Source organism: Sphingobium sp. JS3065, from assembly GCF_026427355.1.
GTDB lineage: Bacteria > Pseudomonadota > Alphaproteobacteria > Sphingomonadales > Sphingomonadaceae > Sphingobium.
The window spans coordinates 781,116-795,777 of record NZ_CP102665.1 but is presented as its reverse complement, the minus strand read 5'-3'; the positions used below and the strand labels follow the sequence as shown (position 1 = coordinate 795,777).

The 14,662-nt window shown below is 68.2% G+C and carries 15 protein-coding genes; 5 read left to right on the top strand and 10 right to left on the bottom strand.

The window, feature by feature from the left end:
• Positions 1-180 precede the first annotated feature (180 nt).
• The 3 genes from NUH86_RS21030 to NUH86_RS21020 all read left to right on the top strand — a co-directional run bounded on the left by NUH86_RS21030 (position 181) and on the right by NUH86_RS21020 (position 4,078).
• Complete coding sequence (locus NUH86_RS21030; RefSeq protein WP_267252431.1) at positions 181-1,509, top strand: hypothetical protein; 1,329 nt, start codon at positions 181-183, stop codon at positions 1,507-1,509.
• 255 nt (positions 1,510-1,764) lie between these two features.
• The gene (locus NUH86_RS21025) at positions 1,765-2,982 is read left to right on the top strand and encodes an autotransporter outer membrane beta-barrel domain-containing protein (protein ID WP_267252430.1); all 1,218 of its coding nucleotides are present in this window, start codon (positions 1,765-1,767) and stop codon (positions 2,980-2,982) included.
• Positions 2,983-3,079: 97 nt separating this feature from the next.
• On the top strand, positions 3,080-4,078 hold the full coding sequence (locus NUH86_RS21020; RefSeq protein ID WP_267252429.1) for a ParB/RepB/Spo0J family partition protein: 999 nt from the start codon (positions 3,080-3,082) through the stop codon (positions 4,076-4,078).
• Here the strand turns inward: NUH86_RS21020 and NUH86_RS21015 are convergent.
• The 10 genes from NUH86_RS21015 to phhA all read right to left on the bottom strand — a co-directional run bounded on the left by NUH86_RS21015 (position 4,068) and on the right by phhA (position 12,796).
• Positions 4,068-4,517 (bottom strand): hypothetical protein, encoded by a 450-nt coding sequence (locus tag NUH86_RS21015; RefSeq protein WP_267252428.1) that lies wholly within the window; start codon positions 4,515-4,517, stop codon positions 4,068-4,070. The two genes, NUH86_RS21020 and NUH86_RS21015, sit on opposite strands and share 11 nt — an antisense overlap.
• Positions 4,518-4,946 carry a TadE/TadG family type IV pilus assembly protein gene (locus tag NUH86_RS21010; protein WP_267252427.1) on the bottom strand — a complete coding sequence of 143 codons (429 nt, stop codon included), beginning with the start codon at positions 4,944-4,946 and terminating at the stop codon, positions 4,518-4,520. It abuts the gene before it with no gap.
• Between the two features lie 6 nt (positions 4,947-4,952).
• A complete protein-coding gene (locus tag NUH86_RS21005; RefSeq protein WP_267252426.1) occupies positions 4,953-5,132 on the bottom strand; it encodes a Flp family type IVb pilin in 180 nt (59 codons plus the stop codon).
• A 73-nt stretch (positions 5,133-5,205) separates the two neighbouring features.
• Complete coding sequence (locus NUH86_RS21000) at positions 5,206-7,002, bottom strand: TadG family pilus assembly protein (protein WP_267252425.1); 1,797 nt, start codon at positions 7,000-7,002, stop codon at positions 5,206-5,208.
• A complete protein-coding gene (locus tag NUH86_RS20995; RefSeq protein WP_267252424.1) occupies positions 6,999-7,199 on the bottom strand; it encodes a hypothetical protein in 201 nt (66 codons plus the stop codon). The genes NUH86_RS21000 and NUH86_RS20995 overlap by 4 nt, the downstream gene beginning before the upstream one ends.
• Positions 7,200-7,202: 3 nt before the next feature.
• The gene (locus tag NUH86_RS20990; protein ID WP_267252423.1) at positions 7,203-8,600 is read right to left on the bottom strand and encodes an AAA family ATPase; all 1,398 of its coding nucleotides are present in this window, start codon (positions 8,598-8,600) and stop codon (positions 7,203-7,205) included.
• 1 nt (position 8,601) lies between these two features.
• Positions 8,602-9,759, bottom strand: coding sequence for a type II and III secretion system protein family protein (locus tag NUH86_RS20985; RefSeq protein WP_267252422.1), 1,158 nt, complete (start codon positions 9,757-9,759; stop codon positions 8,602-8,604).
• An 8-nt stretch (positions 9,760-9,767) separates the two neighbouring features.
• A complete protein-coding gene (gene cpaB, locus NUH86_RS20980) occupies positions 9,768-10,664 on the bottom strand; it encodes a Flp pilus assembly protein CpaB (RefSeq protein WP_267252421.1) in 897 nt (298 codons plus the stop codon).
• 200 nt (positions 10,665-10,864) lie between these two features.
• The gene (gene hppD / locus NUH86_RS20975; RefSeq protein WP_267252420.1) at positions 10,865-11,905 is read right to left on the bottom strand and encodes a 4-hydroxyphenylpyruvate dioxygenase; all 1,041 of its coding nucleotides are present in this window, start codon (positions 11,903-11,905) and stop codon (positions 10,865-10,867) included.
• A gap of 27 nt (positions 11,906-11,932) precedes the next feature.
• Positions 11,933-12,796 carry a phenylalanine 4-monooxygenase gene (gene phhA, locus NUH86_RS20970; protein WP_267252419.1) on the bottom strand — a complete coding sequence of 288 codons (864 nt, stop codon included), beginning with the start codon at positions 12,794-12,796 and terminating at the stop codon, positions 11,933-11,935.
• Between the two features lie 396 nt (positions 12,797-13,192).
• Here phhA and NUH86_RS20965 point away from each other — a divergent pair, with 396 nt between their 5' ends.
• Entirely contained in the window at positions 13,193-13,828 is a 636-nt protein-coding gene (locus tag NUH86_RS20965; protein ID WP_267252418.1) for a DUF1326 domain-containing protein, read from the top strand.
• A complete protein-coding gene (locus tag NUH86_RS20960) occupies positions 13,825-14,640 on the top strand; it encodes a DUF2182 domain-containing protein (RefSeq protein ID WP_267252417.1) in 816 nt (271 codons plus the stop codon). Before NUH86_RS20965 ends, NUH86_RS20960 begins: the two co-directional genes overlap by 4 nt.
• Positions 14,641-14,662: the final 22 nt, after the last annotated feature.

Here is a 14,662-nt window from a genome sequence, read left to right as displayed (position 1 = left end):
CCGGATCTTCCGACCGGCTTTGCGCATGCCGGGACAGCCGGTTGCGTGCCCCGGCAAGGCGGATTGGCCGTCCGCCATATGTTTCAACCAGACCGGTTTCTTCTTGACGAGGCGATAGGGATTGCCCGGCTTAATTTGCACCTGTTGCGATCTGATCGCAGGGAAACAGGGAGTCTTGCAATGCCACGTCACGGACCGGTTCGATCGGGAAGGCGCTATCTGCTGTGCGCCACGGCGATACCTCTTCTTTTGCTCAGCGCCTGCGCCGATGGAGTCGGGTTCGACATAGGCGCGGGCGGCGGCGGCCAGTCTCCGTCCGGTCCCTCCGGACCAAGCGGTCCCAGCGGCCCGACCAGCCCTTCCGGCCCGACGGGTCCGGGTGGCCCGACTGGCCCCACCGGACCTTCGGGGCCAGGCGGCCCAACCGGTCCCACCAGTCCGAGCGGTCCGACCGGGCCTGCCGGTCCCACCGGTCCAGGAGGTCCATCCGGCCCCACCGGTCCTGGCGGTCCTACCGGTCCCGGTGGCCCCACCAGCCCCACGACCGGCGGGTCGATCATCGGGGCATCGGTGGGCAACCAGCCGCTGGTCGGTCCCACCGGCCCCGGTTCGCTGATCGGCGTCAATCTGCTGCCGGGCGAAACGCCCGCGACCGGCAGCGTGGCGACGGTCGACCTGCTGACGGGGGACGGCACGGTCGCGCAGGTCGACCTGCCGACTACCGCCCAGCAGGTTCAGCAGGGACTGGCCCCGGTAGGCACGCTCGCCGGGACGTTGCTCGGCGCTCCGGCGGGGCAGGCGGTGACGCAGCTTACCGACGGCCTGTCGCCCACGGTGGCGGCGGTCACCTCTACGGTCGGTCAGCTCACCGCGCCATTGCTCGGCACGGTCAATGGCGCGCTGTCGCCCGTCACCGACCCGCTGGTCGGTGAGAATGGCGTGCTCGCCCCCGTGACGGGGCTGGTTGAAAATGCGGTCGGCGGCCTGACGGGCGTGCTGGGCGGCGTCGGCGGCGATCCCTCCGCCGCGCTGGGCGGCCCGCTGGTGGGCGCCAATGTCGGCGGCAATGCGCTGACCGGCCCGTCCACGGCGGCCACGCTGGTCGGCGTCAACCTGCTGCCGTCGGACGGCGGCGCGGTGACCGGACAGTTGGCGACGGTCGGCGTCCTGTCGCAAGGCAATCTGGTCGACCTGACCGTGCCGACGACGGCCGCCGGGGTGGAGGCCGGTCTGCAACCTGTCGGCAATCTGGCAGGCGGCCTGCTGGGGCCTCAGGCCGAAACCGCCGTCAACCAGGTGACGAGCGCCGTCGCGCCCGTGGTCGCCGCCGTCACCAGCGCGGTCGGCAGCGTCACCGCGCCCTTGCTCGACACCGTCAACAGCCTGACGCCCGCATTGCCCGGAGCGGAAAATGGATCGCCGCTCGCGCCGGTCACGGGCGTGGTCAACAACCTGCTGGGCGCGGGGGAGGGGACCGGCAACGCCCTTGCCCCCGTCACGGGCCTGTGAACGGCGTGCTCGCACCGGCGACCGGATCGGGCCAGACGACCGCTCCCGTGACCGGCCTGCTCGGCGGGCTGATCGGCGGCAACTGACGCTGGAGCGCTGCCCCGCCATGACCCTCATGCATGGCGGGGCCGCGCGCCGACGAAGCTCTCCCCCAAATAGCCCCCGGGGGTAGGGCGGGGGCGAGGAGGCAGTGGACCCACTGCCTCCTCAAACTTGCGCATACGCAAAAAAATTCCACCAAAGGGGAATCCCATCTTGTCGAACCGTCTTCTCCCGATCCGCCGCCTGATGAAGCGCGCTGCTGCCCTGCTGCTGCTCACTGCCCAGCCTGCCCTCGCCGGTCCCTACGCCCCCTATGCCGCGACGCCGGGCGAGGCCGCCGTCGGCGCGATGCTGGACGCGATCCCCACCGCCCCCTCCAGCGACCGCGCCGCGATGCTGGCGTCCATCGACGCCCTGCCCATGGCGGCGGCCCGCGCCGACGCGCTGGGCCAGCTTTCGCCGCGCAGCTATTCCCTGCTGCCTCGCCTGTCGATCCAGTCGATGGACGCCGCCGACCGGGAAATCCGCTCCTGGCTCGCTGAACGGCGCAGTATCGCCCTGGACGCCCCCGCCGATGTTCCGGTGAGCGGCGACCGCACCATCACCATGATGCTGACCGGCGGCGTCAAACAGGCGACCTACAAGGGCCGCATCGACCGCCCCGAAGCGGAGAGCGACAGCCGCTCGCTCCGCTTCGCCATCGACGTGAAGCCCGTGCGCGGACTGATCGTCGGCGCGACGCTGGGCATCGACGGCATCGACGCCCGGCTCGACCCGGCGCAGCGCCCGCGCATCAGCCAGTTCAACAGCCAGATCGGCCCCTATCTCAGCTATAGCGACGGCCGCTTCTACGCCGACGCGACGGCATCCTACACCCTGTCGGAATATAAGCTGCGCCGCCAGATCGGCTGGCCCGGCTTCACCGGCCGGATGGTGGCCCCGGTCGACGGCGACGGCTGGGCGGCCTCCGGCGAAGCGGGCGCGATGCTGCGCGCAGGCGCGTTCCGGCTCCAGCCCTTTGCCGGCCTGCATTATCGCTATGCCGATGTCAGCGGCTTCACCGAAAATGGCGGCCCTGCCGCGCTGCAAGTCGCCCCCTTCCGCGTCAAATCCCTGCGCGGCGCGCTGGGCGCGCGCCTCTCCGCCAATGTCGCGCAAGGCGGCTGGACCCTGCGCCCCTCGGTGGAAGCGCAATGGCAGCGGGAATTGCGCGCCCGACCCGACAGCCGGATAGAGGCCCGCTTCGCCACCCGCGACCTGCCGATCTTCACCCTGCGCCCCACGCGGCTGGCGCGGGACGCCGGGCTGGTGAACGCCGCCCTCAGCGCGACGTGGAACAGCCGCACGACCGTCCGCCTGGGCTATGCGGGCGAATATAGTTCCGACCGCCACGTCCACGCCGCGACGCTGACGATCGGACGGCGCTTCTAGGCGGAGAATCGATTGCTCCAAAACGAACCGGATTCCCCGCCACAACCGCGCCGATCGGGCTATTGCGCACGCATGTTACGCAAAAAGGGAGTGATCCATGGCCCGCTTCATCCGCGACATATTGGCGACCCTGTCCTATGAACCCGCCGCCAAAGCCCCCGCCGATCGGGATGAACTCAGCCGTCTCGACCAACGGCTGGCCCATTTCGCGGGCAGGGATGCGGGACCGGGCGGGGCGATTGCGATCCAGCCGGACGAATGTTCCGTCTGGGACGGCAATCCCCGCGACCAGCCGGGCCTGACCGCCGACTCCTGCCGCTCGCTGATCGAGTCCATCGCCAGCGAAGGCGGCAACCGCATCCCCGTGCTGGTGCGCCTCAATCCGCCCGGTTCGGACCGGCCCTATCAGCTTCTGGTCGGCAGCCGCCGCCGTTTCGCGGTGGGCTGGCTCAACCATAATGGGCGGACCGACCTGCGGCTGACGGCCCTTGTGGTGGACCTGTCGGACGAGGAAGCCTTCCGCCTCGCCGACATCGAAAATCGCGAGCGGGCGGACATCAGCGAACTGGACCGGGCGCGCAGTTACCAGCATGCGGTCGACCGCTTCTATGGCGGCGTGCAATCGCGCATGGCCGAAGCCTTGAACCTGTCGAACAGCCAGTTGAGCCGCCTGATCGCCCTGGCGCAATTGCCGGAGGAGGTGATCAACGCCTTCGCCACCAGGGATGAATTGCGGGTGCGCTATTCCGAATTGCTGACTCCGCTGCTGCGGCAGGCCGGACAGCGCGGGCGGATGATCGCCGAAGCGCAATTGATCGGGGAGCAGCAGCAGGCGCTCGCCCGCGAAGGCGACCGCCTGATCCCGCCCGCCACGGTATTGGCCCGGCTGCGCGAAGCCGCCATGCCCCAATCGCAGGAGGAGGCCCGCGACATCGCGATCATGGCGGGCGGCGCGCGCATCGGCCGCGCCAAACCCAGCCGCGGCGGCGGCCTGACGGTCGACCTCAGCATCGCGGAGGACGCCGATCTGGACGAATTGCTGGCGCGGCTGCGCGAAACCATCGTCGCGGTGCGCGCCACGCCGCTCATGTCATAAGCTGCGCCGACAGCAGGGCGATGGCGGCGATTCCCGCCATGTCGGGCCGGGGATCGGCCGTTTTGCGTATACGCAAAATCATGGCGGCCAGCACGAACAACGCCGCCGCCAACCCCAGCATCAGCACCGCCCCGCTTGCGCTCAACCATGTCGCGCCCGCCGCGATCAGCTTGATATGCCCGCCCGTCAGCAGCCTCAGCCGCCAGAGCAGGCTGATCCCGGCGACAGCCGACGACAGCAGCGACAGGCAGGCAAGGCCGATCCCCGCCGCCAGCATCATCCCCGCAACCCCGTGCAAAATCGCCGCGAAACCAACGCCGCCAAGCGCGATCAGCCCGTACAGCCGATCCGCCACCGCGCGCCCCTCCCAATGCAGGACCAGCACCGGCAACAACAGCAGGATCATCAGCGCGCTGCCGATGAAGGACGCTCCATTCATTCAATAGCTCCCATTGGTGACGATGATGCTGGCGCTGACCGTGGGCGACGGCATGGGAACGAAGGCGGCGTAGCGCATCATCGGACTGCCGCTCATATTATAGCTCACCCGCACCCGGAATGTGCCGGTCGCGTCGGGCGCGGCGGCGATGACCGGCCCGCCGCCCGCCGCCAGCAGCGTGCCATAGCCGTCGATCACCGCCTGCGCCCGGCTGCGCGCCAGCGCCTCGCGCTCGGCGGCGGAAAGACCCGCCACGGCGGCGCGGGCGCCCTCGACGGCGGCTTGGCGCACGCCCATCAGCGCGGCGAAATAGAATGAATAGAGCACGATCGCGAAGACCAGCATCAGCAGCGCGGGCGCCAGCAGCGCGAATTCCAGCGCCGCCAGCCCCCTGTTGCATGCCGCCAGGCGGCGCACCCGCCCCGGCATGGCGTATCAGCCCTGCGGGATGCTGTTGAACATGGCCGTGAAGGCCGCGCCCAGTTGCGTCTGAAAATTGGCGCCCACCGCGACGATGGCGGCCACCACCACCGCGCCCAGCACGGCATATTCCACGGCGGTCAGGCCGCTTTGGTCGCGCTTCAGCCTGGCGATCAACCGTCCCAGTTTCTTCATGATCATTCTCCTCTACCCCCTCCGGATGGCGAATGGCGGCGGGCGGGGAGGGGATGCGCCCGCCGCCTGATTTTCACACGAGCACCGGCACCCCGCAGCGCGCGCCCGTGACCCAGACGGTCGCATGGCCAAGCTGGATGCCCAGCGCCGCGAGCAGATTTGTCACCAGCGGATCGATGGTGGTGCCGACCAGCGCGGCGATGGGATTGACGACGCTGCTCAGCAGTTGCGACCGGGCGAGCGCCCTGGTCGTCTCGCAAACGGTCGGAAGGCATAGACCCAGCAACTGCACCTGCAATCCATCCGACGCGGCAAGGCTGCCGACCAGCGACGTCAGCAACGGCCCGACCTGCGATCCATTGCCGATGCTGGCAGGCGTGCCGGGCGATCCCGGACGGCCGATCATGCCCTGCCCGCCGGGGCCGAAGACCAGCGCGCCGCTATTGCCCATCACCGGCTGCGCCACGGCGCGGCTGTCCACGGTCAGGACGCCCAGGGCGTTGACGATCTGGACGGGCTGCACATCGGCGGCGGACAGAGCGGGCATGGGCCGCGTCATCGCACCGGCTGGCAGGGCGCCCACATAGGCGTTGACCAGGCCGCTGCTGGCCTGAACCGTGACGCGCATGTCCCGCGCCTGCTCGGCTGTATCAGGGCAGTCGATGGCGCTCACCTGGCCCTGCGCCGCCGCGATATCGATCGTCACCGGCAGGTTGACCGACACCAGCGGGACGCCCAGCAATGTGACGTTCCTGATGCCGACATCCAGTTGCAGCCGCACAGCCGACGTCGCGACGCTGGTCTCCCCCGCCGGGCCGAAGGAAAATCGCGGCCTGTCCATCGGACCGGTCGCCATGGCCGCCAGCAACACGCTGCTGCCCGGCGCGACGGTGCCGACGGCGTTCGACAGGTCGACCCGGCCATTGCCCGCCTGCACCGCGAAGGAAAAAAGCTGATAGGCGTTGATCCCGGCGCGCAAGGCGGGTTTCCCGTCCGCGCCGCCCACCGGCATATTCTTCCATACGCCCAGGCCAAACAGCCCCTTCAGCGGCACGGCATAGCCATTGCCGACCTGCCCCGCGACCAGGTTCAGCGTGGCGGCGGTCGATGCATTGTCGGCGGCGCTGGCGGCGGCATGGAGCAGATCCCGCAAGCCCACGGTCCGGTCGGTGAGGTCGGCATAGGTTCCGCTTTCCCCCACCCGCTGCGCCAGCGCGTCGAAGAACAGCCCCGCATCGACATTGCTGGCCATCAACGCCTCGACATCGGCGGTGGAAAGCCGCAGCGTGATGCCCAGCAAAGCGCCCAGCAGGTCGTTGACGCCGTTCACCAAGGCGTTGGTGACGGTCAGCACGCCGGACGTGATGCCGACCCCCGCCTCATCGATGCGCGCCGCGGTGGCCCCGGCGGAAAGATCGGGCAGCGGATTGGCCGGTCCCAGCACGCGCATCAGAAACTGCCGTGCGGGCTTCCCCGTGCGGATGCGCACCGCATTCACCCGCCCATTGCCGGGGCAAAGCGTCATGCTGGCGTCGAAACGCTGCGCCGCGCTCAACCCGGCGTCGGCGCAATAACGCCCCCATTCGACCGAGCGGAGAATAGCCGGGTCATAGCCGTTGCGGCTGAGGCTGTCCCGCGCCCGCGCCGCCGCCTGCGCCGGATTCATGGCGGCGGCCAGCGCGGCGGCGTCGGTCGCCGCCCGCAAATCGCGTTCGCCCACATAATAAAGCCCGGCATCCAGCGCGAATCCCGCCGCCCCGATCAACACCGCCCCCAACGCCGCCACAGCCGCCGACCGATCGCGCCAGAGCGACCCGATCCTCGCCCGACTGCCCCTGCGCAGGAACTGGCGGCGCCTCCACACCCTCATCGCCCCGCATCCGGCGCTTTTTCGACCCGCCGCCCGATGGACTCCAGATAAAGCCCCCGAATCCGCGCAGCCTCTTCCGCCGACAATTCAGCCTCAGTCCGGGCCGCCGCCTTCAACTGCCACTCGACCACCCGGCGCGCCTCGCTCTCCACCGGCGCGGGGGCAGGGGAAGCCAGCATCACCAACAGCATCATCATCGATCAGCCTCCCTTTCCGATCCGGACAGCCTCGGCCGCCAGCTTCCGCCGCAACGTCCCATCGATGCGCCGCAACCCCGCCTCAGCCTCCGCGCCCCGCCCGCCGACCATCAGCGCCAGCAGCAGATTGTTGCGGATGACCGCGCTTTGCGGCGCCAGGTCGCTTGCCCCGCGCAACGCCTCTATCGCCGCCTCCGCCCGCCCGGCGCGCAGCAGCGCATAGCCCCATGCATTGCGCAGCAACGCATCCGCAGGCCTTGCGCGCTCCGCCCGTTCATAAAAATCCGCCGCCTCCGCCCAGCGCCCCCGCGCCGCCAGCAAATGCCCGCGCACCGCGCTGACGCCGCCATCATCCGCCCCGCCCGGCAGCCCCACCGCCAGCGGCCGCCCGGCGTTCAACCCGTTGCGCATCCGCGCCCGATCCACCGGCAACGCCATCACCGACCCGACGCCCAATGCATCCGCCATCCGCCGCCCGTCCAGCAGCACGCCGGGCAGATGATCCCAGACCAGCAGCCGCATCGCCTCCACCTGGCCGCGCTCCGCCCCGATCCGGTCCAGCAACCGGCGGCAAGCCTCTATCTCCCGAATCGACTGGCCGCAAAGCAGCTCCACCTGGTTGGCATCCGCCACCACCTCGCGCAGCAACCCGCCATGGCGCAGGCTCCCGGCATTCAGCACCACATGGTCGCAACAGCCGCGCAACAGCCGGATCAGCGCCGCCAGATCGCCGGGCGTCAGCCCCGCCGGCTCCACCCCGGTCCCGCCGTCGAAGGTCAGCAGCATCAGCCCGCTCGGCCCATGCCGCGCCACCGCGCTGGCCAGCAGGCTGGCGTCCAGCCGGTCCCTGTCGCCCACCGCCGAAGCCAGCCCATAATCGACCCTCAAATCGAGATAGGTCGCCGCCGCGCTGGTCGGCAAAGTGCAATCGACCAGCAGGGTCGAACCGCGTCCCGCCGCAATCGCCATGTCGGTCGCCACCATCGCGCAGGCGTCCCGGTCCGCCCCCAGAAGCAGCGTCAACCGCCCCCGATGGCCCCGGTCCCCCACCGCATCGTTCAGCAGCCGCGCCAGCACGGCGGCGATCTCCGCCCCCTCGCCGTCGCGGGGAATGACATCGTCCGCCCCCGCCCGGATGGCGCGCAGCAACGGCTCCGCCTCCATCTCCCCGGTCGCCAGCACCACGGCCCGCCCGCCGGCATTCTCCACCACGGTCGCAATCGCGGCGGACAAGGCCCGATCCGGCGGGATCGCCGCCCGGTCGATGACGATCAGGCACGGCCCGGCCAGCGCCTCCCGCTCTATCGACTGCACCAGTTCGACAGTCGCGCGTTCGCTCATGGCCTCGCCGATCCGCCGTGCCAGCATCCGGTCGACCGACAGCAGATATATCGCCGCCATGTCAGCGCCTCACCACGCCAAGGGGCGCGCTCGACTGGTCCAGCCCGTCCGTGCCCAAAATCATGTCGCCAATGCCGGGGTCGACCCCAGCCGTCGCCGCGCCGGGCAGGGGCGGCATCTCCTCCGCCTTCACCGGTCCCACCAGCCGGGGCGTGGCGACGATGATCAGCTCCTGCTTCTCCTTCTGGTTCTGCTGCCGCTTGAAGAAGGCGCCCAGCACCGGAATGTCACCCAGCAGGGGGGCCTTTTCCTTCGTCACCGTCTGGCTGGAATAGCTGAGGCCCGCGATGACGAAACTCTGCCCGCTGCCCAGTTCGACCGTTGTCTCCGCCGACCGCCGCCGCAGCCCCGGCACGACATAGCCCTGCAACTGCACGCCATTATTATAGTCGAGTTCGCTGACCTCCGGCGCGATCTTCAGCACGATATGGTCCTTCGACAACACGAAGGGCGTGACCGACAAGCGCACCCCGAATTCCTTATACTGGATGGACAATGTATTGCCGGATCCCGAAACCTGCGGCACCGGCACTGGGAACTCGCCCCCGGCCAGGAAACTCGCCTGCTCGCCGGACCGCACCAGCAGGGTCGGCTGCGCCAATAGTTGCGAAAGCCCGTTGGACGACAGCGCGCTCAGCACCGCCCCGATCCCCCTGTTGGGCGCGGAAAGGAACAGGTTGAAGGCGTTCTGGATCGGCGCGCTCGCCTCCAGCGACAGGCCGTCGGGATTGAAGGACGCGCTGCCCAGGCTGCTGGGCGAAACGATGGCCCCCTGAATGTCGCCGGACAGCTTGGAAAAATTGAACCCCAGCGCCTTCAGCGTCGTCGTGGACACGGCGGCGAACTGCACGTCGACCGCCACCACCTGCTCGCCCGCCCGGACGACCGGCGCGCTTGCAGCCGCATCCGCCGCCACCCGCACCGGCTCCCGCGCGATCAAACCGCCATCGCCGCCAAAGACGCTGACGGTCGCTTCCCCTTCGCCAATCGCCGTCAGCCGCAACGACCGGGCGGACGGCGCGGCGATGGACAGCACGCCCTCCCGGTCCACCTCGACCCGCCCGATGGCGCGGGGGTAGGAAAGGGTGCGCTGCTGCTTCACATGCAGCGCCGTCTCCGCCGCCGCCGTCATGGGCAGGGCAAGCGCGATCAGGGTCACAAAATGCCTCAACGCCCGCCGCTCCCCGAATAGATGGTCTCGCGCCGGTCTCCCACGACCAGCTCAATGGCATGAGGCGTCCGGCGGGGAACGGCGCGGGGCGCGGGCGCGGGAACCGCCACCCTTGCCGCCGCCGCCGGCTCGACCCCCGCCGAAGCGGCGACCGCCACCGCCACCTGCGCGCTGTCCGCCGGATTGCGCAGCGACAGCGTCAACGCCCCGATATTCTTCGCCAGCGACAGCGCCGACACCTGCTCCGGCGTCAAGGCCAGCGTCACCGTCCGCGCAGGCGGGGGAGGGGAGGCGAGCGCCCTGTCCACCCCCGACGCCTGCTGCGCCCCGACGACGACCTCGCCCACCGCCAGCACCTGCACCATCTGCAACAAGGGCTGCGCCCGGCTGCGCCCGGACCCCCGCGCCCCGCTGATCGCGTCGGCGCCCGGATAGACGACCTGCACGTCCACCCGGTCGCCCGGCCGGACCAGCCCGGCCACGGCGATCTCCGCCGTCGTGTCGATGCTGACGGCGCGCATCCCCATGGGCACGCGAATGGCCAGATTGCTCTCCATCCCCACCGCTTCGCGGGCGATCAGGGCGCGCAGGGGAATGTCCCGCGTCGCCACTTTCCCCACCACTTCGGCGGATGTCGCCGCATAGGGATAGCGCGCCGGATCGCCCGCCGCGTTGCGGATCATGGCGGCGGTGATCGTCTCCCCGGTGCGGATCGCCCGCGCCGCCTGCACCAGCAGCGCGGTTGGCGCATCCTTCTTCGCGGGCGCGGCGGTGCGACCCTCTCCGGTGGCGGCGGAAGCGCTCCGCAATTCCCTGACGCCCATGGCCAGAAAGGCGCAAGCGGCCGTCAGCCCGACGGCGATGGTCAGCTTGGCCTTCAAACCCAGACGCATGAACGAACCCCCAAAAGCTGGAGGAGGTCATAGCTTTCGGGCCATTGTCAGGGCATGAAAGAAGAAACCGTAACGGCGTAAAGTCCTGGGCTGTCACAAAAGCGGTTTTGCGTATGGCCGTCAGGGTTTCCCCCGATCCCGATCACGCAAAACCCCATCCAAAGCGGCCCAGATCGCTCCAAAATGGTCCAGATTGTCCCTCAGGCATCCACCGAAATCACCCCGCGCCGTATCTGGTCCAGTTCGATGCTTTCGAACAGCGCCTGGAAATTCCCATTTCCGAAGCCTTCATTCCCCTTGCGCTGGATGATTTCGAAAAAGATCGGCCCGAACATGTTTTCGGTGAAGATCTGGAGCAAGATCCCCTCGCCATTCTCCACCGACCCGTCGATCAGGATGCGGTTCTTCCGCAACCGCTCCAGATCCTCGCCATGCCCCGGCACGCGCTTGTCGACCAGTTCATAATAGGTCTCGATCGTATCCTGCAACCGCACGCCGCGCGCGCGCAATTTCTCCACCGTCTCGTAGATATTGGCGGTGGTCAGCGCCAGATGCTGGATACCCTCGCCATGATATTGGCGGATGAATTCCTCGATCTGGCTCTTGTCGTCCTGGCTTTCGTTCAGCGGAATGCGGATGGCCCGATCCGGCGCGATCATCGCCTGGCTGAACAGCCCGGTCGCCTGCCCCTTGATGTCGAAATATTTCTGCTCCTCGAACCCGAAGAGCGTCCGGTAGAACTGGCTCCACACCCGCATCTGCCCGCGCCGGACATTGTGCGTCAGATGATCGAGCAGATCCAGGCCGACGCTGTTCGCGGCCTCAGCTTCCCGCCAACCCGCAAACTCTGCCCAATCGGCGTACAGATCTTCCCCATCCCTGATGAAATAGAGATAGGAACCGCCAATCCCCTGGATGACGGTATCGTCCTCCTCGGTCGGCTTGGCGCCATGCTCCAGCGCCCAGGCCATCGCCGCTTCCGGATCGGCCACGCGGAACGCCATGGCGCTCGCCGACGGCCCATGTTCGCCCCGGAAAGCCGCCACCCGCCCGGCATCGTCGCGGTTCAGCATCAGGTTGATGCGCCCCTGCTTGTACCGGGTGATGTTCTTGGTCGGGTGCCGGTGCGACGGCACGAAACCCAGTTGTTCGAACTGCCGCCCCATGGCTTCGGGATCGGGCGATGTGAATTCGACGAACTCGAACCCGTTCAGGCCCAGCGGATTGACGGTGTCAGCCATGAAGGCGCTCCTCTCCTTTCTGAAAAATCAGCATGCCGTTTTCGCCCGCGCATAATCCTGCGTCCCGCGATGAAGGACGCGGTCCTCCGGCAACACCGCATCGGGCGGCAGATCGCTCTCGCTCTCCAGCTCGCGATAGATGGGGCCGAAATCCACGTCCGATGTCCTGGCCAGCAGATCCTCGAAACTGTCGATCACGAAATAGCTCTGCTGATAGTCGTCGATGCGATATTCGGTCCGCATCAACCGCTTCAGGTCGAACCCGATCCGGTTGGGCGAAGCATCGTCCAGCGCGAACACCGACTCGCCGAAGGACGACACGATCCCCGCCCCATAAAGCCGCAGGTCGCCGCCCCGCCGCATCAGCCCGAACTCCACCGTATACCAGTAAAGCCGCGCCAGATGGTCGATCGCCCCCATATGATCGGCGCGCAACCCGCCCTCGCCATAGGCCTGCATATAATCGGCGAAGGCCGGATGGGTCAGCAGCGGCACATGGCCGAACACGTCGTGAAACACGTCCGGCTCCTGCAGATAATCGATCTGCTCCGGCTTGCGGATGAACCGCCCAGCGACGAACCGCCGATTGGCGAGATGCTCGAAAAACACCCGGTCCGGCACCAGCCCCGGCACCGCCACCACTTGCCAGCCGGTCCGCCGCATCAGCCGCTCCGACAATTCGGCAAAGTCGGGAATCCCCGGCCGCGTCATCCGCAGTATATCCAGCCCTTCCAGAAATTCCGGCACCACCCGCCCCGGCAGCATCGCCGCCTGCCGCTCGAACAGCCGGTCCCACATCGCATGTTCGCCGGATGTATAAGCCGCCCAGTGCTGCGGAACCGTCCAGTCCGCAGCCGCGCCTTCAGGGAGTGCCAGTTCCGCATGTGCCATAGGAAAGCCTTATCGCACGCCAAAAGGGAAAACGGGTTTCAATTTCCTGCTCATCCCCTCTTCATATGAAACAGGATCATCACATTAACCGGAATACTGAAACAAATTCATCCCCAACATCCCCGGCAGGTCCAACCCTTATCCCGCGCAATCCAGCGCTATGTCATATGCCGCATCAAACCGGTCGCCGGAGCGTTCCACCACACCCGTTCCAAGCGTTTCGCCGCCGCCCCGGTTCCATCCGCGACGATCACCGACGCCCGCCTGCTCTACCCGGCGACCGCTACGCGCTGGCCGTCCATTTCCACTCCTGATCGCCGGTCTCTCTCGACCCGCTCGAAATGGCTATCGTCCCCGATCTCTGCTATATTCCCGCGACCGCGCGGGAGTCGCATCATGGCTTACTGGATGCTCAAGGGCCGGGAATTCGCCAATTGCAATTGCGAATATGGCTGCAACTGCCAGTTTGGCGGCCTGCCCGACAAGGGCCATTGCCAGGCCGCCTTCGGCTTCGCCATCGATGAAGGCCGCCATGGCGACACCGACCTTGCGGGCCTCAACATCGCCGCCGTCTTCCGCTGGCCCGGCCCGATTCATGAAGGGCAGGGGGAATGCGTCGCCTTCGTCGACGAACGCGCGACAGAGGCGCAGCGCCAATCCCTGCTGACGATCATGACCGGCGGCGACACCGCGCCCCTCGCGACCGTCTTCGCGGTCTTCGCCTCCACCATCGTCACCATGCACGAACCGCATTTCGTGCCCGTCGATTTCGAGGTCGACGTGGAGGGCCGCAGGGGCCGCCTGCGCATCCCCGGCCATCTGGAAATGGACGGCGAACCGATTCGCAGCCCGGTGGACGGCTCCGAAATCCGCGCCCAGATCCGCCTGCCCGACGGCTTCGAATATGAAGTGGCGGAAATCGGTTCCGGCGCCAGCCGCGCCATCGCGCCGATGCGGCTCGACCATGCGTCCAGCTATGGCCAGTTCGCCTATCTCCACCTCGACAGCCACGGCGTCGTCAGGGCCGGATGAAGACCGCCATCGAAGCGATACTGGCCCGGCATCGCCTGTGGTGCGCGATCGCGTTGACCGTGCTGATCCTGCTGGCCTGGGGCTGGCTGCTGACGGGCGCGGGCATGGGCATGGCGCCCATGGCCTCGCTCGCGCCCTCCGGCCTGGAAGCGCCAGCGGCCATGTCCCCCATGATGGCGATGCCGATGCCCGCCGTCGCGCCCTGGACGGCGGCGCAGTTCGCCCTCACCCTCGCCATGTGGTGGGTGATGATGGTCGCGATGATGCTGCCCTCCGCCGCGCCGGTGATCCTGCTCCATGCCCGCGCCGTCAGCCATCGGGACGGAGCCGTCCGCCCGCCGACGGAGGGCTTCCTGCTCGGCTATCTGCTGGTCTGGGGCCTGTTCTCGCTGATCGCCGCGACCGCGCAATGGCGGCTCGATGCCATCGCCATGCTCTCCCCCATGGCGATGGCCGCCTCCAGCCGCTGGCTGGCGGCGGGGCTGTTGATCGCGGCGGGCGTCTATCAGATCAGTTCCTGGAAGGACGCCTGCCTGCACCAGTGCCGCAACCCCGCGCAGTTCCTCAGCCGCCATTACCGGCCGGGCTGGACCGGCGCGCTGCGCATGGGGATGATCCACGGCGCCTGGTGCGTGGGCTGCTGCTGGATGCTGATGGCGCTGCTGTTCGCGGGCGGGATCATGAACCTTGCCTGGATCGCGCTGCTGACCCTGCTGGTCGCGCTGGAAAAGCTGATGCCATGGGGCAGGGCGGTTTCCATCGCCGCCGGTCTGGGCTGCATCCTCTGGGGCTGGACGATTTTGGTGGGCTGATGGGCTTCAATTCCTCCACCAC

Excerpts from the sequence above, each read along its gene's own strand:
- NUH86_RS21030 (WP_267252431.1), top strand. The coding sequence starts at position 181 with ATGCCACGTCACGGACCGGTTCGATCGGGAAGGCGCTATCTGCTGTGC.
- NUH86_RS21020 (WP_267252429.1), top strand. The coding sequence starts at position 3,080 with ATGGCCCGCTTCATCCGCGACATATTGGCGACCCTGTCCTATGAACCC.
- cpaB (WP_267252421.1), bottom strand. The coding sequence starts at position 10,664 with ATGCGTCTGGGTTTGAAGGCCAAGCTGACCATCGCCGTCGGGCTGACG.
- NUH86_RS20995 (WP_267252424.1), bottom strand. The coding sequence starts at position 7,199 with ATGATGATGCTGTTGGTGATGCTGGCTTCCCCTGCCCCCGCGCCGGTG.
- NUH86_RS21015 (WP_267252428.1), bottom strand. The coding sequence starts at position 4,517 with ATGAATGGAGCGTCCTTCATCGGCAGCGCGCTGATGATCCTGCTGTTG.
- phhA (WP_267252419.1), bottom strand. The coding sequence starts at position 12,796 with ATGGCACATGCGGAACTGGCACTCCCTGAAGGCGCGGCTGCGGACTGG.
- NUH86_RS21010 (WP_267252427.1), bottom strand. The coding sequence starts at position 4,946 with ATGCCGGGGCGGGTGCGCCGCCTGGCGGCATGCAACAGGGGGCTGGCG.
- NUH86_RS20965 (WP_267252418.1), top strand. The coding sequence starts at position 13,193 with ATGGCTTACTGGATGCTCAAGGGCCGGGAATTCGCCAATTGCAATTGC.
- NUH86_RS20990 (WP_267252423.1), bottom strand. The coding sequence starts at position 8,600 with ATGGCGGCGATATATCTGCTGTCGGTCGACCGGATGCTGGCACGGCGG.
- hppD (WP_267252420.1), bottom strand. The coding sequence starts at position 11,905 with ATGGCTGACACCGTCAATCCGCTGGGCCTGAACGGGTTCGAGTTCGTC.
- NUH86_RS20960 (WP_267252417.1), top strand. The coding sequence starts at position 13,825 with ATGAAGACCGCCATCGAAGCGATACTGGCCCGGCATCGCCTGTGGTGC.
- NUH86_RS21000 (WP_267252425.1), bottom strand. The coding sequence starts at position 7,002 with ATGAGGGTGTGGAGGCGCCGCCAGTTCCTGCGCAGGGGCAGTCGGGCG.
- NUH86_RS21005 (WP_267252426.1), bottom strand. The coding sequence starts at position 5,132 with ATGAAGAAACTGGGACGGTTGATCGCCAGGCTGAAGCGCGACCAAAGC.